Genomic DNA, 18580 nt, shown 5'->3' on the forward strand with positions numbered 1-18580 from the left:
CGTGATGGTCGCGGCCTGGGCACTGCCGGCGGGCAGCAGCGCCGCCCCGACCAGCGCGGCACACGCGGCACTGATCAGCAGCTTGATCCGGCCGCGGGTTCGCTTCGGCAGCAGTCTGATCCGCCCGGATCTGCGGCCTCTGGTGCGGGCGGGGGCATCGTTCATGTGCGTGCTTCCTCCTTGTACAGGCTGGCGGGGAAGCCAGGCGGCGTGATACGCACCGGCGGGCTTCCGGCGGCCGGGGAGAACAGCCACCGCACGTCCGCGTCGTATCACGACGGTGGGGGGTGAACTGTCCGGTCGCCGAGCGGCCGGCGACCGGTGGTGACCGGGTCGCGGCTCATGACCCGGCTCGACGGAAGGTGCGGCCCGTCGATGGCGTTAGATTGGGGCTGCCCTGTGAAGTTGTCAACAGTTCTCGGATAAATTTCGGAGACTACTTCCTGGATTCCCAGGCCAGCTGGAGAAGATTCACGCTGGTCAGGACCTCTTTGGCAGGTTCATAACAACTTAACCTCATGGAGATCCGTTACCGGAAGATCACAATCCGGGCCGTAATCAGGATGGTGATCCGGAAAATTTTCGGAAGTTTTTCGGAATTCCGCGGCCGGCATCGGGACGGGTCCCGCCCCGGCGCCGGATGCGGCGCGCCGGGGCAGGACCGTGGGGTTGCGGGGACGGGACGGGTCAGGAGGTGCAGCCGGTGATGGCCGGCGCGGGGGAGGAGTTGCCGCCGGCGACAAATCCGAAGGTGACCGACCCGCTCGCCGGGACGTTGCCGTTCCAGGGAGCGTTGCGGACCGTGATGGAGCCGCTGGTCCCGGTGTTCTGGCCGCTCCAGAGGTTGTTGATGGACTGGCCGGAGGCCAAGGTCATGCTGACGGTCCAGCCGCTCATCGCGCTGCCGCCGTTGTTGCTGACCGTCACCTCGCCCTGGAAGCCGCCCTGCCAGCTGTTGACCGTGCGATAGGTGGCCGTGCAGGTGTCACCGGGGCCGTCCGTGGTGTTGCCCGTGGTGCCGGTCGTGGTGTTCCCGGTCGTGCCGGTCGTGGTGTCACCCGTGGTGCCGGTCGTCGTGGTGCCGGTCGTACCGGTCGTGGTGTTCCCCGTCGTACCGGTCGTGGTGTTCCCGGTGGTGTTGGTGCCGGTGGTGCTGGTGCCGGTGGTGCCGCCGTCGGGCAGGGTGGGTGTGGTCCAGTTGCGCCACTGGCTCAGGTTGCCGGCCTTGCTGGAGGAGATCCGGAACACCGCGGGCGGGCTGCCGCTGTCGAGCAGGAAGGCGCGGATGGACTGCTGGAGCGGGGAGCGCCATTCGGAGCGGGAGGCGCAGTGGGTGCCGTCGGAGACATCCGACCAGTACGAGATGTTGGCCTGGGCACCCAGTGCCTTGTAGACCTCCGCGCCGCCCAGTGCGGCCACGCTGCCCGAGCGGGCGCCCAGCCAGTCCACATGCGGGTTCTCCATGATGAACAGCCCGCGCGGGGCGATCATGCCGACGATCTGGTGGGTGTCCACCGGCAGGCCGGCGGGGTTGCCGGTGTAGGAGTTGAAGGCGTCGCCCAGCCAGGGCTGTTCGCCGTAGGCGCTGGACAGCGGCTGGGCGCCGCTCTCCTGGGCGACGCCGCGCAGGATGGGGGCGCCGGCGGTGCCGGACTCGATCGGCATGGTCAGCGCGATGCGCTGGTCGAAGGCGCCGGCGACGAAGGCGCCCTTGCCGTAGCGGGAGCAGCCGGTCACCCCGGTGGCGTCGGCCTTGAGGATGTTGCCGCCGGAGGACTCGATGACGTCGATGATGCGGCTGACACCCCAGGACCAGGCCATCAGCAGGCCGGTGGAGCTGTTGGAGCCGTAGATGCTGTAGAAGGCGCCCTGCTTGTTGGAGCGGGAGGTGCCTTCCTGTCCCACGGCCAGGGGGTCGTAGCTGATGACGGCGGCACCCGCGGAGGTGATGGCGGCGGTGTCGGCGCCGAATCCGCCCAGGACGATGACCGCGGGGTGGGGACCGGAGCCGGAGGGCAGTTGCACCCCGGCGGAGAAGCTTGAGCTGCGGCCGTTGTGGGAGACGTTGACGGTGATCCGGCTGCTGGTCACCGTGCCGGTGACCGAGGAGGGCTTCTCCGGCTTCTGGCCGTAGACGGTGCGCTCGGCCAGCTCCCGGATCTCCGCGCGGCGGCAGCGCCAGTCGGCCTTGGTGCTGATGCGGGTGCCGTCCAGGCGGGTGAAGGGGTCGGGAAGCTGGGAGTTGTTGGTGGCGGGGGTGGAGCCGACCGGGCAGTCGGCGCCTTCGTCCTCCACCGCGGCGTTGAACGCCGCCGCGGCGCCGGTGGAGGGGATGAGCGTGGTGCCGGCCAGGCCCGCGACGGCGACGAAGACGGCCGCTGCCCACGCCCGGGGCCGGAATCTGGACAAGTGCATGGGTCCTCCAGGACATGGCGCGTCCCGGGCGGTGCTGCGGGTGCCGGAACGCGCCCATGGTTGGGATGGGGGCACACCGGTCCGGCCGGGCGGGGCCCCGGCGCAGGTCACATACGGTTCGCAGGGCGCCGAAACCGGTCTGTAAGCGCTTTCAGCCTAGGGAGGGGACCAGGACATGACAACAGAAAGTTTCGGCCACTTTCCGGTTTATCGCCCGGAAGTTTTTCGGACCGGTCTCTTCGCCCGGCGGCCGGGTCCCGCCCGTGTGCCGACGGGGTGAAATCGGCCCCCCGCCGTGCCGCCGGCCACCCCGGCGGGCGGGCGCTGCCTAACGTGGCCGCCCATGCACGAGCTCTCGATCGCCGCCGCCGTCGCCGAGCGGGCCGGCGAGGTGGCCCGCGAGCACGACGCCGCCGGCGTGGCAGCCGTCCTGCTGCGCGTCGGCGAGCTGGCCGGCGTGGTTCCCGACGCCCTGCGGTTCTCCTTCGGCCTGGTCACCGAGGGCACCCCGGCGGCCGGCGCGGCCCTGCTCATCGAGGAGGTGCCGGCCCGCGCCCGGTGCGGGGACTGCGGCGAACGGTTCGCCGTCGGCTCCCCGCCCTCGCTGTGCTGCCCGCGCTGCGGGCGGGCCGCCGCGGAGCTGCTGACCGGGCGCGAGCTGGAGCTGGCCGAGGTCCGGCTCACGGACCCGGCGCGGGACGCCTGTCACCCGGGCGCACCGACACAGCGCGCAGAAACCGGCAAACAGGGCGAATGTTGAAACCCGCGGAGAACAGTGGTGAGGACGGCGGCACCGTGCCGGGAACCGCGGCGGAGGGCGGAGAGACCATGACGGACGACCAGACCGGCCCGGCCCGCGGCGCACGCCCGCGGCCGGACGGTTCCGGCTTCGAGCGGCTGCGGCCGGTCGCGGACGCCGTCCTCTACGAGGGCTACCTCCTCTACCCCTACCGCCGCTCCTCGCCGAAGAACCGGGTGCGCTGGCAGTTCGGCATTCTGGCGCCGCGCGTCTGGGCCGAGCGCAACGGCCCCCTCACCCCGAGCGTCGCGGGCTCCGCCGAGTCCTGGTTCCAGCAGACGGAGTGCCTGTTCCGGACCGCCGGGGACCCGGCCGGCGCGGTGGTCCGGGTCCGGCTGCGCCGGCTCCAGCTCCAGCACAAGGGCGTGGAGCGCCGCACCGACGACGGCGGGTACGCGCCGGCCGGGTCCCTGGAGCCGGAGGCCGGCGGGGCCGTTCATCTCACCTTCGACGAGGCGGTGGAGCGGGAGACCGAGTTCACCGCGGAGCTGGCCGCGCTGTGCGACGGCGCCGGCCGGACGTTCCGGGCGGACGCGCCGGGCGGCACGGAGATCGAGCCGCTGCCGGACGACTCCGGCCGGGTGGTACGCCGCCGGCTGCCGGTCGGGGCCCGGACCACGCTGACCGCCGAGCCGCTCGACGCCGCCCGCGGCCTGTACCGGCTGCGGGTGCGCACCGAGAACACCACGGCGGCACCGGACATCACCGTGGACACCCCGCGCGAGCAGGTGCTCCGCCGCTCGCTGATCGCCTGTCACACCTTTCTGGGCGGTACGGGGGTGTCCTTTCTCTCCCTGACCGACCCCCCGGAGTGGGCGGCCGGACATGCCCGGCGGTGCCGCAACCTGTACACCTTCCCGGTACTGGCCCAAGGAGCGGCCGGCGGCGAGCCGGACGGCCACGACCGCGACCCGGACCCCGGACCCGGACCCGGCCCCGGTCCCGGCCGGGAGGGGCTGCTGCTGTCCTCCCCCATCCTGCTGCCCGACCACCCGTCCGTCGCCCCGGAGAGCCCGGGTGACCTCTGCGACGCCGCCGAGATCGACGAGATCCTCTCGCTGCGCACCATGCTGCTGACCGACGAGGAGAAGCGGGAGGCGCGGGCCACCGACCCGCTGGCCGCCCGGATTCTGGACCGGGTGGACGGCATGCCGCAGGAGACCCTCGCCCGGCTGCACGGCACCATCCGCTCCCGCCGCCCGGTCACCGGGCCGGTGCCGCGCCGGGCCCGGCAGCCCTGGTGGCAGGAGCCGGACCCGGCGGGCGGCGAGGGCGGCGAGGAGGGCTTCCGCCCGGCCACCGACACCGTCGCGGTCGGCGGGACGGAGGTGTCCGGGGGCAGCAGGGTGCGGCTGCGCCCGCGCGGCCGGGGCGCGGACGCCCAGGACATGTTCCTGGCCGGCCGCTCCGCCCGGGTGGCCGCGGTCTTCCGCGACCTGGAGGGCGCCACCCATCTCGCGGTCACCCTGGACGACGATCCGGCCGCCGAACTGCACTCCTGGTACGGCCGGTTCTTCTACTTCCGCCCCGACGAGATCGAGCCGCTGCCCGCCGGGGCAGCCGACGAGGAGAGGGCCGATGGACGCCATCGAGCTGTTGAAACATGACCACCGGAGGGTGGAGCAGCTGTTCCGCGACTATCACGCGGCGGCTTCCGACACCCAGCGCCGGGGCGTCGTGGAGATCCTGGTCCACGAGCTCTCCGCGCACGCCGCGCTGGAGGAGCTGCTGGTCTACCCGCTGGCCAGGGAGGAGATCCCGGGCGGGGGGCAGCTTGCGGACCGTCATCTGGCCGAGCACGCGGACGTCAAGAAGACCCTGCTGGCCCTGGACCGGCTCGGCGCCGGCGACGAGCGCGCCGACGCCCTGATGGCGCAGCTCGAACGGGAGATCGAGGAGCATGTGCGGGAGGAGGAGGACGAGTTCCTGCCCCGGCTGCGGGACGCGGTCGGCCCGCGGGTCATCGACGAGCTGGGCCACGCCCTGAAGGAGGCCCGGCGGACCGCCCCGACCCGGCCGCATCCGCACGCGCCGGACCAGCCGCCGGCCCTGGCCCTGGCCGGCCCGGTGGCCGCGGTCTACGACCGGGTCCGTGACCGTCTCCAGGGAAGGCCGCGCCCATGACGACCACGGCGAGCGGCAGCACGGACACCGGCACCGCGGAGACCGGCGCCCGGCGCGGTTTCGAGGAGATCGACATCCTGTGGATCTCCGAGGGCATGAGCTGCGACGGCGACACGGTCTCGATGACGGCCTCCGGCCAGCCGGCCATCGAGGACATCGTGCAGGGGCTGATCCCCGGGCTGCCGAAGGTGAACCTGCACAACAAAGTGCTCTCCCCCACCCTGGGCGGCGAATCGTTTCTGGCACCGTTCCGGGCCGCGGCGCGCGGCGACCTCGGCCCGTTCATCCTGGTGATCGAGGGCTCGGTCCCCAATCAGAACATCATCGACGGCGAGGGCTACTGGACCTCCTTCGGCAATGACCCGGAGACCGGCGAGCCGCTGACCCTGAACTGGTGGATCGACCGCCTGGCGCCCCGCGCCTGGGCGGTGGTGGCGGCCGGCACCTGCGCCACCTTCGGCGGCATCCACGCCATGGCCGGGAATCCGACCGGCTGCATGGGCCTGGCCGACTATCTGGGCTGGGACTTCCGCTCGCAGGGCGCACTGCCGATCGTCAATGTGCCCGGCTGTCCGATCCAGCCGGAGAACTTCATGGAGACCCTGACCTGGCTGCTCTACCATGCCGCCGGGTCGGCGCCCCCGCCGCCGCTGGACCGTAATCTGCGCCCGCAGTGGCTGTTCGGCAAGACCGTGCACGAGGGCTGCGACCGCGCCGCCTACTACGAGCAGGCCGACTTCGCCAAGGACTACAACTCCCCCAAGTGCCAGGTCCGGGTGGGCTGCTGGGGACCGGTGGTCAACTGCAACGTGCCCAAGCGCGGCTGGATGTCGGGGGTCGGCGGCTGCCCCAACGTCGGCGGCATCTGCATCGGCTGCACCATGCCGGGCTTCCCCGACGCCTTCATGCCGTTCATGGACGAACCCTCCGGCGGCAGCCTGTCCGCCACCCTGATCAAGCCCTACGGCGCGGTCATGCGGCGGCTGCGCGGGATCACCAACTACGCGCTGAACCGCGAACCCAAGTGGCATCACAACGGGCCCGAGCTGACCAGCGGCTACAACCCGCGCTGGCGTCCCTGACCCCCGACCCACCAGGACCGGCCGGCCACCCGGCCCAACCGGCCCAACCGGCCCAACCGGACCGCGAGACGAGAGCGAGACAGCGACCGACATGACGGCCACCGAGGCACGCCCCGAGGCGGGGCAGCGCAAGGCCCCGCAGATTGTGGAGATGTCCTGGGACCCGATCACCCGGATCATCGGCAATCTCGGCATCTACACCAAAATCGACTTCGCCAACCGGGAGGTGACGGAGTGCCATAGCACGTCCTCGCTGTTCCGGGGCTACTCGGTGTTCATGAAGGGCAAGGACCCGCGGGACGCCGGTTTCATCACCAGCCGGATCTGCGGCATCTGCGGCGACAACCACACCACCTGCTCGGACTACGCGCAGCAGATGGCCTACGGCATCAAGCCGCCGCCGCTCGCCGAGCACATCGTCAACCTCGGCGAGGCGGCCGAGTACATGTTCGACCACACCATCTTCCAGGACAACATGGTGTTCGTCGACTTCTGCGAGGCGATGGTCCGGGCCACCAACCCCGGCGTGCTGGCCAGGGCGGAGCGGACCGCCGCACCCCGCGGCCACATCCACGGCCACCGCACCATCGCCGACATCATGCGGGCCTTCAACCCCTTCGAGGGCGCGGTCTACAAGGAGGCCCTCCAGGTCAGCCGGATCACCCGGGAGATGTTCTGCCTGATGGAGGGCAGGCATGTGCATCCCTCCACGCTGTATCCGGGCGGGGTGGGGACCATGCCCTCCCCCACCGCCTTCACCGACTACCTCAGCCGGCTGCTGCGGGTCACCGACTTCATCAAGACGTCGGTGGCCATGAACGACGACGTCTTCGACTTCTTCTACGAGGCCCTGCCCGGCTACGAGGAGGTCGGCCGCCGCCGCATCCTGCTCGGCTGCTGGGGAGCCTGGCAGAACCCCGATGTCTGCGACTACCGCTACGAGACGATGGACCAGTGGGGCCGGGCGATGTATGTCACCCCGGGCATCGTGGTCGACGGCGAGCTGGTCACCAACAGCCTGGTCGACATCAACCTCGGCATGCGGATCCTGCTCGGCAGTTCCTTCTACGAGGACTGGACCAACGAGGAGCCCTTCGTCCGCCACGACCCGCTGGGCAACCCGGTGGACATGCGGCATCCGTGGAACCAGACCACCCTGCCGGAGCCGCAGAAGCGGGACTTCGCCGGCAACTACAGCTGGGTGATGAGCCCGCGCTGGTACCACGCGGCCAGCGGGCAGCATCTCGCCCTGGACACCGGCGGCGGCCCGCTGGCCCGGCTGTGGTCCACCGCCCTCAACGGCCTGGTCGACACCCCCTACATCAAGGCCACCGGGCACAGTGTGCGGATCTCGCTGCCCAGGAGCGAGCGGCTGCCGGAGATGACCCTGGAGTGGCAGATCCCGCGCTGGAGCAACACCCTGGAACGCGACCGGGCCCGCCCCTACTTCGTCGCCTACGCCGCCGCCATGGCCTTCGACTTCCTGGACCGGGCGATGGGCCGGGTCCGGGCCGGGGACACCCGGATCTTCACCGACTTCGAGGTGCCCGACGAGGCCATCGGCTGCGGCTTCCACGAGGCGGTGCGCGGGGTGCTCTCGCACCACCTGGTGATCAAGGACAAGAAGATCGCCAACTACCACCCCTACCCGCCCACCCCCTGGAACGCCAGCCCCCGGGACGGCTTCGGCACCCCGGGCCCGTACGAGGACGCCGTGCAGGGCCAGCCGGTATTCGAGGAGAACGGGCCGGAGGACTTCAAGGGCGTCGACATCATGCGCACCGTGCGCAGCTTCGACCCCTGCCTGCCCTGCGGGGTGCACATGTACCTGGGCAACGGCAAGGTGCTCCAGACCCGGCACTCACCGGTGTACGGAGAGACCCATGGCTGACCGTGACCGGCTCGACGGCCAGGAGCTCGGGCGGTTGCTGGCCCGGGCCGACGAACTGCTGGAGCGCGTGGAGTCCCTGCCCGGGCCGGGCGCGCGGGCGGCGGTGGACGCGCTGCGGGCGCTGACCGGCCTCTACGGCGAGGCCCTGGCCCGGGTCCTGGACCTGGCCGGAACCGCCGCCGGGACCGCCCCCGGGACATCCGGCGGGCTGCTCGACGGGCTGCTCGACGACGAGCTGCTGGCCCATCTGCTGGTGCTGCACGGACTGCACCCGGAGCCGGCCGAGCGCCGCGCCGCCCGCGCGGTGGAGCGGCTGCGGCCCGCGGTGCGGGAGCGCGGCGGCGAGGTGGAGCCGGCCGGGGTCACGGCGGACGGAGTGGCCCGGGTGCGGCTGACCGCCAAGGGCTGCGGCGGCTCCGCGTCCGCGCTCCAGGAGGCGGTGCGGGAGGCCGTGCTCGCCATGGCGCCGGAACTGTCCGGGGTCGAGGTGGTGCGGGAGACCGGTGCCGGGGCCGCCGCCCCCGCGTTCGTCCCGGTCGCCTCGCTGACCCGCCGCGCGGCGGCACCCGCCGGGGAGCCGGTGTGACGGCCGGCGCCGCGCTCGCCCGCCTCATCGCCCGCCCCGGCACGGACGCCGGGAACGCGGGGGACAGCGGGGACGCCGAGCGCTGCGGGCTGTGTGCCGCGCCGGCCGAGGACGAGCACCGCCATCTGCTGGACACCACCGACGGCGAGCTGCTGTGCGCCTGCCGGGCCTGCGCGCTGCTGTTCACCAGGGACGCGGCGGCCCGGGGAAAGCATCTGCTGGTGCCGCGGCGCCGGGTACGGCTGCCCGGGCCGCCGCCCGGGCGGGAGCTGGGCGTCCCGGTCGGCCTGGCGTTCTTCGTCCCGCACCCGGACGGCACCGTGCTCGCCCACTACCCCAGCCCGGCCGGCGCCACCCGGTGGGAGCTGGACCCGGAGGTGTGGCGGGCCGCGGTGTGCCGCCGGCCCGCGCTGGGGACCATCCGGGCCGGGGTGGAGGCGCTGCTGGCGGACACGGTGCCCGGTGGTGCCGATCAGCACTGGATCGTGCCGGTCGACGACTGTTTCCGGCTGGTCGGCGTGGTCCGGCAGGAATGGCGGGGGCTCTCCGGAGGTACCCGCATCCGGCCCGCCATCGCGCGTTTCTTCGACGAGCTGACCCCACGCGAGTAGGGAGAGGACCATGGGCACCATCCGCACCGGAAAGCCCGATGCCCGGCCGGACACCCCGGGCCATGTGCCCGGTATCCACCAGGGCAACGAAGGGCCGGCCACCGGGCAGCCGGGACACCACGGGGACGGCACCGCCGACGCGCGCCGCTCCACCGGAGTCAATCCCAAGCGGCACAACGCGACCTCCACGATCATGCCCAACCTCCCGCCGGGCTGAGCGGGCCCGGCGGCGCCCCGAGTCCGCCGCCACCGGCAGAACCGGCAGAACCGACCAGGAGCAGGAGAGATCATGGCCCGACGCGTACTGATCGCCCAGATCGTCTTCCTCACCGGAATGGCGCTCGCCCTGCTGATCAAGGAAATGCCCGGAATGGTGCGCGAGTACCGGATCTGGCGGATGGCCGGCCGCAGACTCACCCACCGCGCCTGACTCCCCTGCCCGCCCGGACCGCTGCGGCAGGGGTGCTTGTCAGTGGGCGCCGCTAGCGTCGAAGCCATGCACGGAGCGGAGAGCACCGCGGGCCCGGCGGCGGACACGGCGGCGGGCACGGCGCACGAGGGCGCCGCCGCCCTGCTGGCGGCGGCCCGGGGCGGGGACGAGAGGGCGTTCGCGGCGCTGGTGGGGCGGCACCGAAGGGCCCTGCACCTGCACTGCTATCGCATGCTCGGCTCGTTCGACGAGGCCGAGGAGGCGCTCCAGGACACCATGGTGCGGGCCTGGCGGAGCCTGCACACCTATGCGGAGCGCGCCCCGCTGGACCACTGGCTGCACCGGATAGCCACCACCACCTGCCTGAGGGCGGCGGAGCGGCGCAGGCGGGCGCCGGTCAGCGTGGCCGAGGTGGAGCAGCTCCAGCCGTATCCGGACGTGCTGCTGGGCGAGCTCGATCCGGCGGTGGTGGTGGAGCAGCGGGAGGCGGTGGCGCTGGCCTATGTGGCCGCCCTGCAACTGCTGCCCGCCACCCAGCGCGCGGTGGTGATCCTGCGGGAGGTGCTGGCCTGGAGCGCCGCCGAGGTGGCGGGATATCTGGGCAGCAGCGTGGCGGCGGTGAACAGCTCCCTCCAGCGCGGCCGGGCCACCCTGGCGGCCCGGGTGCGGCGGCGGCCGGAGCGCCCGCTGTCGGCGTACGAGCGGGAGCTGGTCCGCAGGTTTGTGCGCTCCTGGGAGCGGTGCGACACCGAGGCCCTGGCCGAACTGCTGCGCGCGGACGCGGTGCTGCGCATGCCGCCGCAGCCGATGGAGATCCACGGGCCGCAGGCGATCGCCGGCTTCTACGCCACCGTGCCGGCCGGCGGCCGGTGGGATCTCATCCGCCTGGTGGAGACGGCCGCCAACGGCCAGCCCGCGCTTGCGGCCTATCTCCCGGACCTCGCCGGCCGGGGCGGCGGCGGCCCGCTGCACGCCTACGGGGTCATGGTGCTCACCGTCACGGAGCAGGGCATCGCGGAGATCACCGGCTTCCCCGACCCGGCCCTGCCGGCCCGGTTCGGGCTGCCGCCGATTATTTCCGCCGGGTATTTCCGCCGGGACCGATGAGCCGGCGCCGGCCGCCGGATCTGACAGTGGTGAACGGCCGGAAAGCGGCCCGAGCCCGGAGCCCGGAGGTTCCCGTGGACACTCTCGCAGTGGTGGGGAAGTACTACGACGCCTGGATCAACCACGCCGGTGACATGAGCGGTGTGCCGCTGGACGACGGGCTGGTCTTCACCGGCCCGGTGGCGTCCTTCGACAGCGCCGACGGTTTCCGGGCGATGGCCCGGCAGGCCGGCGCCGCGGTGCGGGGCTTCCGCGTCCGCCGCCAGTTCTCCGACGGCGACACGGTCTGCTCGGTGATCGACTGGGAGATGGACCCGCTGCCCGGCACCCTCACCGCGGCCGAGGTGCTCCAGGTGCGGGACGGGCGCATCATCCGCGGCGAGCTGGTCTACGACGCCGAGGAGCTGCGCGGGGCCATGGCCGCGGCGGCCGGGGACGGCGAGCGGGTGGTCCTGCTGCGGCGCAGCGCCGAGGTGGTGGCCACGGCCCTGGAGCAGGTTCCGGCGGGCGCCTGGACGGCGCCCAGCGGCTGTGCGGCGTGGACTGTGCGGCAGGCCGCCGGCCATCTGGCGGGCGGCCTGCTGGCCTTCGCCCGGCTCGCCGAGGGCGAGCGGGTGGATGCCGCCGAGTTCGACCCGCAGCACCAGGCCGGCACCGATGTGCTCGGCGACCGGCCGGCCGCGGCGTTCCGGGAGATCGCCGAGCGGTGCGCCGGGGCGCTGGCCGCTCCCGGCACGGCGGAGCGGGAGTTCACCGGGTTCCCCGGCGGCCCGGTGCGCGGCGCCATGATCGCCGGCATGTGTCTGGTGGAGACGGTGGTGCACGGCTGGGATGTGGCGCACGCCGCGGGCGTGCCCTATCCCGCGGACGAGGAAGCGGTCCGCGCGGTCTGGGAGTTCACCCGGGACGGGGTGGGCGAGGAGCAGCGGAAGCTCGGCCGGTTCGGCGCACAGATCCTGGTCTCCCCGACCGCCCCGCCGTTCACCACCCTCCTCGCCCACCTGGGCCGACAGGCCTGACGCGGCCCCCGGACCGGGCTCCGGGCCCGGAGCCCGGTCCGGGGGCCGGTCCATGACAGCTCGCCACACAAGAAAAAATCTTCGACGGGCGGCAACCTTTTCGAGCACGGCGGCAACTCAGGGGCAGAACGGGAGCCCTCCATCGTCGCCCCCCAGGAGGAGGGCTCCCGGTCGCTCTCGTCCGGCCTGTGGGGATGGGCCGGTCGCGCCCGGAGGGGTTCCGGGAGCCGGGGAGGCTGGCGTTCCGGCGGACGTGGACGACGTCCGCCGGAACGCCCGGGCGGCCCCCTCTCTCAACTGCTCATCCGTTCATCCGCCTCCGCCGCACGGCACGGAACGGCCGGAACGGGCCGGGTGCTTGTAGACCTGGGCGGAGTGCCAGCCGATCATCGCGGAGGACGGCGCCGGCACGCCCGGACGCGGTTCGGCCAGCGGCCGGCCGTGCAGCTCGTCCACCGCCCGGCCCGCAGAACTGCGCGCCACATAGTGCGCGGAGACCCGGATCCGGCGCTCGTCGGTCAGGCCCAGCACCCCGAGGTCGAAGAGGGTGTGGTGCAGGGCGCACAGGGCCAGCGCGTTGGGCAGGTCGTCCGGGCCGCCCTGGCTGTGCCACTTGATGTGCGCGGCCTCCAGGCCCACCGGATTGCGGCCGAGCGCGCCGTCGAAGCCGCACATGGCGCAGGCGTAGGCGTACGCCCGCAGCACCTGCTCGGCGAAGCCGGCCGTGCGGCGCTGCCGGGCCTGACGGGTGGTGCTGACCAGATGGCGGGCCGCCGCCTCGGCCGGGGTGAGCGAGGTGGTCAGATCCAGCCCGGTGGCCTCGCGCAGCGGCATCTCCAGGGCCGGGGTGAAGTGCTGGTCGATGAGCAACTGGACGGCGGCGGCCAGCGCGACCGGGTCGGCGAGCACGGCCTCCGCCTCGGGGCGGAGACGGCCGTGCGCGCCGCGCTCACGCAGCCAGGCGCCGCGTTCCGGTGCCTCGGGCGGGATCGGGCGGCCGTCCGCGTCACGCGGATCCCACAGCTCCCGCTCCAGATGGACGAACGGCATGGCCGCCCGCTGCCGGGCCAGCGACGGTGACTTCACCACCGGCCCGAAGTCGTTGATGATCCGGCTGACCGGCTCCTCGGCGTCGGCGTAGCCGACGGCGGTGGTGCCGTGTGCGGCGAAGCGCCCCAGCAGCCACAGCACCAGCAGCGGCTTGTGCGGCGCCCGCCGCCCGCCCACCGGTGCCCGGCGCAACCCACCGAGCAGCGCCAGCAGTTCCTCCCGCGTCATACCCGCACCCTGCCACACCGCTCCCCTGCCGGCCGGTGTCGGCGGGGCACCGGTCCGGGCGCGTGCGGCGGGCGCGGCCTGCCGCTGGTGACGCATTCGCCGGCGCGTGGCCGTGCCGACGGCAACCTTTTGGCGGGTGGTGGCAACTCATGGGGTGAGACGGGAGCCCTCCAGACTCTCCGCACCCACTGGGGAGGGCTCCCGTCCGACGTGTCCGGCAGGGGCTGATCAGGCGTCCGGGGCGGTGTCGCGGGCGGCGAAGGCGAGGTGTTCGTGCTCCTCCTCGAAGACCACCACCAGCACGCTCCGGCCGGCGGAGACGAGGAAGAGGTCGCCGCCGAGCGCGGAGCGCAGCGCCGCCGCCCAGCCCTCCTCCGGGAGCCGGCATTCCATCCAGGGGAACAGGCGCATGCCGGTCTTGAGCAGGACGTGGCCGCCCAGTCCGTGCTCCCGGGCGAAGCCCTCGATCCACCGGTCCACCTCTTCGTCGGGGGTGTCGCCGGCGATCCGGGCGTCCGCGGCCGTACCGGCCTTCTCGAAGACCCGTATCCGGTCCGGAATCCAGTCGGGTATCTCCTCCGCCGACCGGTAGCCCTGGCAGTCCACGCCGGAGAGCCGGACCGGCAGGGCTTCGGATTCCTTCCGCTCCCTGGCTTCCTGGAGCTTCAGGCGAAGCTCGTCGCTGGGCATTCGCGCCTCTGTCCCGTGTCTCGCTGCGTGCGTGCTTGCGCTTGCCGTCGGGCCGGCCGGCCGGCGGCGGGCCGGGTCCGTCATACGGACACGGCGCGGTCAGCCGTCGGATGCCGTCCGGAGTCTCGCACGATGGTAACGGCCGTGCCCTCCGGTGTTGACGGTGCGGACGGGATCGGCCTCGGCGGAGCAACTGCCGTGGCTTCAGCGGTGGTTCGCGGTGACGGGCCGGCCGTCGGTGGCCAGCACCAGGCCGACCGCGCCCAGCGCCGAGGCCGCCGGGCCGAGCGTGCCCAGGTCCAGCCGTACCCCCGCGTTCAGCGGCAGCGAGAAGCCGCGCAGCCCGGCGGCGATCTCGTCCAGCAGGGGCCGTCCGGCGTCGGCCAGCCGGCCGCCTATCACGATCCGGTCGGGGTTGAAGGCATTGCACAGCATGCCGGCGGCCTGCCCGATGCGGCGGCCCGGCTCGGCCAGCGCGCGAATCCAGACCGGATCGCCGGACCGCACCCGCTCGATCAGGGTGGCGATGGTCAGGTCCGGCCCCATCGGGGCCAGGGAGGCCAGCACTGCCGGGATGCCGGCGTAGGTCTCCAGGCAGCCGCGGCTGCCGCAGCGGCACAGCGGACCGGCCGGGTCCAGGGAGAGGTGGCCGAACTCCCCGGCGGCGCCGCGTGCGCCGCGGCGCAGCTCGCCGCCGCTGATCACCGCGCCGCCGATGCCGCTGTGCAGCTTGAGGTAGAGGAGTTCGCGGGCGCCCTGGGCGGCGCCCCAGAGCAGTTCGCCGTAGGCGGCGCAGGTGGCGTCGTTGTCCACGGTCACCGGCACCGGGTGGGGCAGCCGGGCCGCCAGCCGGTCGCCGAGTTCACCGGCGACCGCCACCCCGTCCCAGCGCGGCACCATGGAGGAGCGGGTGACCACGCCGCGGCTGAGGTCCATCGGGCCGATCACCGCGGCGCCGACGCCGAGCAGTCCGCTCACCGGGCGGCCGGCGGTCTCCAGCAGCGTCGCGGTGGCCTCGGCCGCGGCGTCCAGCCCTTCCGCGGCGTGATAGTCCACGCCGAGGTCGACCACGGTCTGGGCGAGCGTGGTGTGCGAGACGTCGGCGATCACGGCGCGCAGATGGCGGAAACCGAAGTCCAGGCCGACGGCGGTGCCCATGGCCGGGTTGAGGGTGACGGTGGAGCGGGGCCGCCCCCGGGCCGGGTGCCGGCCGGACGGGGCCGGGCCCTGGTCCAGCAGCACGCCCTCCTCCACCAGCCGCCCGACCAGGGTGGACACGGTCGATTTGGCCACGCCGAGGCCGGTGGCCAGCTCGGCGCGGCTCATCGGTCCGCGGGCGCGCAGCAGACCGATGATCCGCCGCCGGGTGTCCGGGCGGGCGCCTCCCGCCGGACCCCGGGGGGTAACCGTGGCACCGCTTGTCACAGAAATCCCTCATAAGTTCGCTGGCGAACTATTGACGTCGAGCGTACCCGACCTTAAGTTCAAAAGAGACATTCTTCCCGACCGATCGGGAAGACCGGCGGGGCTCCCGGGCGGCGGCCCGCCGCCGCGACACGTAGGGCCTCAGGCTCAGGACCGAGATCGCCATGTACCACGAACTCACCCTTACCACCGCCCGGACGGACGGGGGCGGCATCCGGCGGCACGGATGCGCGCTGCCCGCCGAACCGCCGGCGGCCGGCATGGCCCGGCGCCTGACCCGCGAAAAGCTGTGCCGGTGGGGTCTGGAATGCCATGCGGACCTGGCGGAGCTGCTGGTCAGCGAGCTGGTCACCAATGCCGTGCGGTATGGCGGGGGCCCGGTGGAACTGCTGCTGGAGGAACGTTCCGGCCGGCTGCGCTGCGCGGTCGGCGACCGGCGTGCCGAGCTGCCGCACCTGGCACCCTGCGACCAGGACAGCGAGGGCGGGCGCGGGCTGCATCTGGTGGACACCCTGGCCGACGACTGGGGGGTGGACCGGGACGCCTCCGGCGGCAAGACCGTCTGGTTCGAGCTCACCCCGCCCCCGCTCCCGCTGCCGGCCTGAGCGCACCGCCGGCCCGCCCACGGAAGCGGGCGGGCCGACGGGCCGCCGGCCCGGGCGGCCCGGGCGGCCCGGGCGGGCCCGGATGAGCGCCCGGAGCGGCGCGGGAAGTGACGTCAGTGGACGTAGGGCCAGCCGGCGGCGTCCCAGCCGAGCCAGTTGATGCCCAGCAGCGCCCGGCCGTTGTCGGCGTAGTAGTGGTAGGCCAGGATGTCGTGATCGGTGTCGGCGAAGACGTCCTGGTGGCCGGGGCCGTGGATGGAACCGTGTCCGGCCAGGATCTCGGTGCCGCCGCCGGAGGTCATCGGTACCCCGTTGCGGTCGTGGTAGGGGCCGGTGATCGAGGTGGAGCGGCCGACCATGATCCGGTAGGTGCTGGAGGCACCACGGCAGCACATGTCGAAGGAGACGAACAGATACCAGTGGCCGCCGCGCCGGAAGAGGGTCGGGGCCTCGATCGCGCCGCCGCCGCGCCCGGCCAGGGAGTACAGGGCGGAGCCGGAGCGCAGTCCGCTGCCGGGGTCGATGGCGATCATCTTGATGCCGGACCAGAACGAGCCGAACGCCAGCCACCAGCGGCCCTGCTCGTCCACGGCCAGATGCGGGTCGATGGCGTTGTAGTCGTCTCCCGAGCGGGATTCGATCACCAGGCCCCGGTGACTCCAGCTTCCCGAGTCCCCGCTGCCGCTGGTGGCCAGGAAGATCGCCGAGCGGTTGGAGCCGAAGGTGGAGGCCGAGTAGTACAGCCAGTACTGACCGTTGTGGTGGGACAGATGCGGCGCCCACAGGTTGCGGTCGCCGCCGGTGTAGGTGGTGGTCCAGGGGGCGCCGCCGGGGAAGGCCGCGCCCGCGTTGCGGAAGTCGGTGCGGTCGGGCGAGGTCTTCAGGGCGATGTTGTGGCCGGTGTGGGCGACGAGATAGCCGCCCTGCGGCCGGCGCACAAAGGCCGGGTCGTGCAGGCCGGTGTCGCCGGTGACCCGGCCGGGGTAGGGGTAGGGCGCGGCGGCGGCCCGGCCGCCCAGGACGCCGGTGCCGGCCAGGCCGGTCAGCCCGGCGGCGGCCAGGGTGCCGGCGGCCAGGGTGCCGCCGAGCAGTTTCCGCCGCGAGGGCGGCGGCGCGGAGCGCTGGGGCTCCTGGAGCTCCGGTTCTGCCGGGTGCGCCGGGTGCGCTGGGTCATGTGGCACGGTGCTGTCTCCTGTGTCGTGGGGCCGTCGGCCGGTCATTCGCCGGACGGGGCGGTCAGGGCGATGCCGGTGCGGACGGGCGTGCCGAAGTTGGGGGTGCCGTCGGCGTTCCAGGTGAACTTCTGGGCACGGGTGGAGCGGTTCATGTCGCAGCCGCCGCCGGCGGAGTCGTTGGCGTGGTAGACGATCCAGTCCTCCGTGCCGTCGGGAGAGGTGAAGAAGCCGTTGTGGCCGGGGGCGTAGACCCCGTTGGCGTCGCTGCGCTGGAAGACCGGGACGGGGTGCTTGGTCCAGTGACTGCGGTTGAGCGGATCGGTGCCGGTGAAGGTGAGCAGGCCCAGCTTGTAGTCCGGTCCCCAGCAGGCGCTGGCCGAGTAGACGATCATGGTGCGGCCGTTGTGGTACAGCGGCTCGGCGCCCTCGTTCACCGGGTGGGTCTGCCGCTCCCAGTCGTAGGTGGGCTGGCTGAGCGTGCGGCGCGGCCCGCTGATGGTCCAGGGGTTGCTCAGCGGGGTGATGGACAGACTCTGCGTGCCGTCCATGTAGCTGCCCAGCAGGTAGAGCCGGCCGTTCACCCGCAGAATGCTGGCGTCCAGCTCCCAGGTGTTCCCCAGATCGGCCTTGAAGGTGTACGGGCCCATCGGGTCGGTCCCCGCGCTCTCCAGCACATGCAGCCGCTGGGTGGGGTTGTAGTCCGGCACGTTCTGCCCGGCCACGTAGTACAGGTACCAGCGCGGCCCGTTCGGGCCGTCGATGAGATGGAACTCCGGCGCCCACATGTTGCAGCAGCCGTTCGGCCGGCCCGACAGGTCGAACAACACCGTGTCCGCCGCGCTGCGCAGGCCGTCCAGGGTGCGCGAGCGGCGCATGGTGATGGTGGAGTTCCAGGTGGTGGTGGCCAGGTAGTACCAGCCGTCGTGGTACTGCAGCCACGGGTCCGGGCCGTTGTGCTTGATGGGGTTGGTGTAGGTGCCGGAGCTGGCCCCGCCGTCCACGCGGATCAGCTGCCACTGCTGGTTGGCCCCGTTGAGATCGGTGTACTGCGACACCCGGGCCCCGTCGTCGGTGGACCACTCCCAGACCTCCAGCGCCTTGCCGCTGTTGCGGTTGATCAGCTGGATATGGCCGGCGTCGGTGTCCTCGATGCGGAACTGCTGGTTGGTGCCGTTGTGGTCGGTCCACTGGATGACCTCGGCGCCGTCGGCGGTGGAGAAGTCGCGGAGGTCCAGCACCTTGCCGCTGTGCCGGGACTTCAGCCGGTACCAGCCGCCGCCGGAGTCCACGAACTGCCACTGCTGCCAGGCGCCGTCGTTGCGCGCCCACTGCACGATCGGTGC

18 protein-coding genes are annotated in these 18580 nt (G+C 72.9%); 12 read left to right on the forward strand and 6 right to left on the reverse strand.

From position 1 onward, the window contains the following. Positions 1–687: 687 nt before the first annotated feature. Complete coding sequence (locus tag BM242_RS27875) at positions 688–2415, reverse strand: glucuronyl esterase domain-containing protein (RefSeq protein ID WP_093841735.1); 1728 nt, start codon at positions 2413–2415, stop codon at positions 688–690. Between the two features lie 343 nt (positions 2416–2758). On the opposite strand from BM242_RS27875, the gene BM242_RS27880 reads away from it, so the two are divergent. From BM242_RS27880 to BM242_RS27925, 11 genes are all read left to right on the forward strand, one after another. Next, a complete protein-coding gene (locus BM242_RS27880) occupies positions 2759–3175 on the forward strand; it encodes a hydrogenase maturation nickel metallochaperone HypA/HybF (protein ID WP_093841736.1) in 417 nt (138 codons plus the stop codon). Between the two features lie 68 nt (positions 3176–3243). After that, complete coding sequence (locus BM242_RS27885) at positions 3244–4821, forward strand: hypothetical protein (protein WP_093841750.1); 1578 nt, start codon at positions 3244–3246, stop codon at positions 4819–4821. Further along, positions 4793–5338, forward strand: a complete 546-nt coding sequence (locus BM242_RS27890) for a hemerythrin domain-containing protein (RefSeq protein WP_093841749.1) — start codon at positions 4793–4795, stop codon at positions 5336–5338. The genes BM242_RS27885 and BM242_RS27890 overlap by 29 nt, the downstream gene beginning before the upstream one ends. Beyond that, positions 5335–6420: an NADH-quinone oxidoreductase subunit B family protein gene (locus tag BM242_RS27895; protein WP_093841737.1), complete on the forward strand. Its 1086-nt coding sequence runs from the start codon at positions 5335–5337 to the stop codon at positions 6418–6420. Before BM242_RS27890 ends, BM242_RS27895 begins: the two co-directional genes overlap by 4 nt. Positions 6421–6511: 91 nt before the next feature. Further along, positions 6512–8311: a nickel-dependent hydrogenase large subunit gene (locus BM242_RS27900; protein ID WP_093841738.1), complete on the forward strand. Its 1800-nt coding sequence runs from the start codon at positions 6512–6514 to the stop codon at positions 8309–8311. After that, positions 8304–8897: a NifU family protein gene (locus BM242_RS27905; protein WP_093841739.1), complete on the forward strand. Its 594-nt coding sequence runs from the start codon at positions 8304–8306 to the stop codon at positions 8895–8897. Before BM242_RS27900 ends, BM242_RS27905 begins: the two co-directional genes overlap by 8 nt. Continuing rightward, positions 8894–9508 carry a DUF5947 family protein gene (locus tag BM242_RS27910; protein WP_093841740.1) on the forward strand — a complete coding sequence of 205 codons (615 nt, stop codon included), beginning with the start codon at positions 8894–8896 and terminating at the stop codon, positions 9506–9508. The genes BM242_RS27905 and BM242_RS27910 overlap by 4 nt, the downstream gene beginning before the upstream one ends. Before the next feature lie 10 nt (positions 9509–9518). Continuing rightward, positions 9519–9725, forward strand: a complete 207-nt coding sequence (locus tag BM242_RS27915) for a hypothetical protein (protein ID WP_093841741.1) — start codon at positions 9519–9521, stop codon at positions 9723–9725. 72 nt (positions 9726–9797) lie between these two features. Continuing rightward, positions 9798–9938: a hypothetical protein gene (locus tag BM242_RS29765; RefSeq protein WP_175541621.1), complete on the forward strand. Its 141-nt coding sequence runs from the start codon at positions 9798–9800 to the stop codon at positions 9936–9938. Positions 9939–10004: 66 nt separating this feature from the next. Continuing rightward, positions 10005–11045, forward strand: a complete 1041-nt coding sequence (locus BM242_RS27920) for an RNA polymerase subunit sigma-70 (RefSeq protein ID WP_093841742.1) — start codon at positions 10005–10007, stop codon at positions 11043–11045. Between the two features lie 74 nt (positions 11046–11119). Continuing rightward, complete coding sequence (locus BM242_RS27925) at positions 11120–12064, forward strand: TIGR03086 family metal-binding protein (protein ID WP_175541622.1); 945 nt, start codon at positions 11120–11122, stop codon at positions 12062–12064. A 309-nt stretch (positions 12065–12373) separates the two neighbouring features. Here the strand turns inward: BM242_RS27925 and BM242_RS27930 are convergent, their stop codons facing one another. The 3 genes from BM242_RS27930 to BM242_RS27940 all read right to left on the reverse strand — a co-directional run bounded on the left by BM242_RS27930 (position 12374) and on the right by BM242_RS27940 (position 15457). Then, positions 12374–13342: a phosphorothioated DNA-binding restriction endonuclease gene (locus BM242_RS27930; RefSeq protein ID WP_093841744.1), complete on the reverse strand. Its 969-nt coding sequence runs from the start codon at positions 13340–13342 to the stop codon at positions 12374–12376. A gap of 228 nt (positions 13343–13570) precedes the next feature. Continuing rightward, complete coding sequence (locus tag BM242_RS27935) at positions 13571–14032, reverse strand: hypothetical protein (protein WP_093841745.1); 462 nt, start codon at positions 14030–14032, stop codon at positions 13571–13573. Between the two features lie 204 nt (positions 14033–14236). After that, positions 14237–15457 carry an ROK family transcriptional regulator gene (locus BM242_RS27940; protein ID WP_107365198.1) on the reverse strand — a complete coding sequence of 407 codons (1221 nt, stop codon included), beginning with the start codon at positions 15455–15457 and terminating at the stop codon, positions 14237–14239. Between the two features lie 164 nt (positions 15458–15621). On the opposite strand from BM242_RS27940, the gene BM242_RS27945 reads away from it, so the two are divergent. Further along, entirely contained in the window at positions 15622–16062 is a 441-nt protein-coding gene (locus BM242_RS27945) for an ATP-binding protein (RefSeq protein ID WP_093841747.1), read from the forward strand. A 113-nt stretch (positions 16063–16175) separates the two neighbouring features. Here BM242_RS27945 and BM242_RS27950 read toward each other — a convergent pair whose 3' ends face one another. Next, positions 16176–17243, reverse strand: coding sequence for an arabinan endo-1,5-alpha-L-arabinosidase (locus BM242_RS27950; RefSeq protein WP_245834576.1), 1068 nt, complete (start codon positions 17241–17243; stop codon positions 16176–16178). A gap of 35 nt (positions 17244–17278) precedes the next feature. Further along, the coding region (locus BM242_RS27955; RefSeq protein ID WP_107365200.1) for a family 43 glycosylhydrolase at positions 17279–18580 on the reverse strand (1302 nt) is incomplete at its 5' end.

Origin of the sequence: Streptomyces aidingensis (genome assembly GCF_900112355.1) — a bacterium.
Classification (GTDB): domain Bacteria; phylum Actinomycetota; class Actinomycetes; order Streptomycetales; family Streptomycetaceae; genus Streptomyces; species Streptomyces aidingensis.

What these genes read in the sequence shown, in the direction of transcription:
- BM242_RS27930 (WP_093841744.1), bottom strand. Translation starts at nt 13,342, where the DNA reads ATGACGCGGGAGGAACTGCTGGCGCTGCTCGGTGGGTTGCGCCGGGCA.
- BM242_RS27895 (WP_093841737.1), top strand. Translation starts at nt 5,335, where the DNA reads ATGACGACCACGGCGAGCGGCAGCACGGACACCGGCACCGCGGAGACC.
- BM242_RS27885 (WP_093841750.1), top strand. Translation starts at nt 3,244, where the DNA reads ATGACGGACGACCAGACCGGCCCGGCCCGCGGCGCACGCCCGCGGCCG.
- BM242_RS27875 (WP_093841735.1), bottom strand. Translation starts at nt 2,415, where the DNA reads ATGCACTTGTCCAGATTCCGGCCCCGGGCGTGGGCAGCGGCCGTCTTC.
- BM242_RS27880 (WP_093841736.1), top strand. Translation starts at nt 2,759, where the DNA reads ATGCACGAGCTCTCGATCGCCGCCGCCGTCGCCGAGCGGGCCGGCGAG.
- BM242_RS27935 (WP_093841745.1), bottom strand. Translation starts at nt 14,032, where the DNA reads ATGCCCAGCGACGAGCTTCGCCTGAAGCTCCAGGAAGCCAGGGAGCGG.
- BM242_RS27900 (WP_093841738.1), top strand. Translation starts at nt 6,512, where the DNA reads ATGACGGCCACCGAGGCACGCCCCGAGGCGGGGCAGCGCAAGGCCCCG.
- BM242_RS29765 (WP_175541621.1), top strand. Translation starts at nt 9,798, where the DNA reads ATGGCCCGACGCGTACTGATCGCCCAGATCGTCTTCCTCACCGGAATG.
- BM242_RS27890 (WP_093841749.1), top strand. Translation starts at nt 4,793, where the DNA reads ATGGACGCCATCGAGCTGTTGAAACATGACCACCGGAGGGTGGAGCAG.
- BM242_RS27945 (WP_093841747.1), top strand. Translation starts at nt 15,622, where the DNA reads ATGTACCACGAACTCACCCTTACCACCGCCCGGACGGACGGGGGCGGC.
- BM242_RS27915 (WP_093841741.1), top strand. Translation starts at nt 9,519, where the DNA reads ATGGGCACCATCCGCACCGGAAAGCCCGATGCCCGGCCGGACACCCCG.
- BM242_RS27905 (WP_093841739.1), top strand. Translation starts at nt 8,304, where the DNA reads ATGGCTGACCGTGACCGGCTCGACGGCCAGGAGCTCGGGCGGTTGCTG.
- BM242_RS27920 (WP_093841742.1), top strand. Translation starts at nt 10,005, where the DNA reads ATGCACGGAGCGGAGAGCACCGCGGGCCCGGCGGCGGACACGGCGGCG.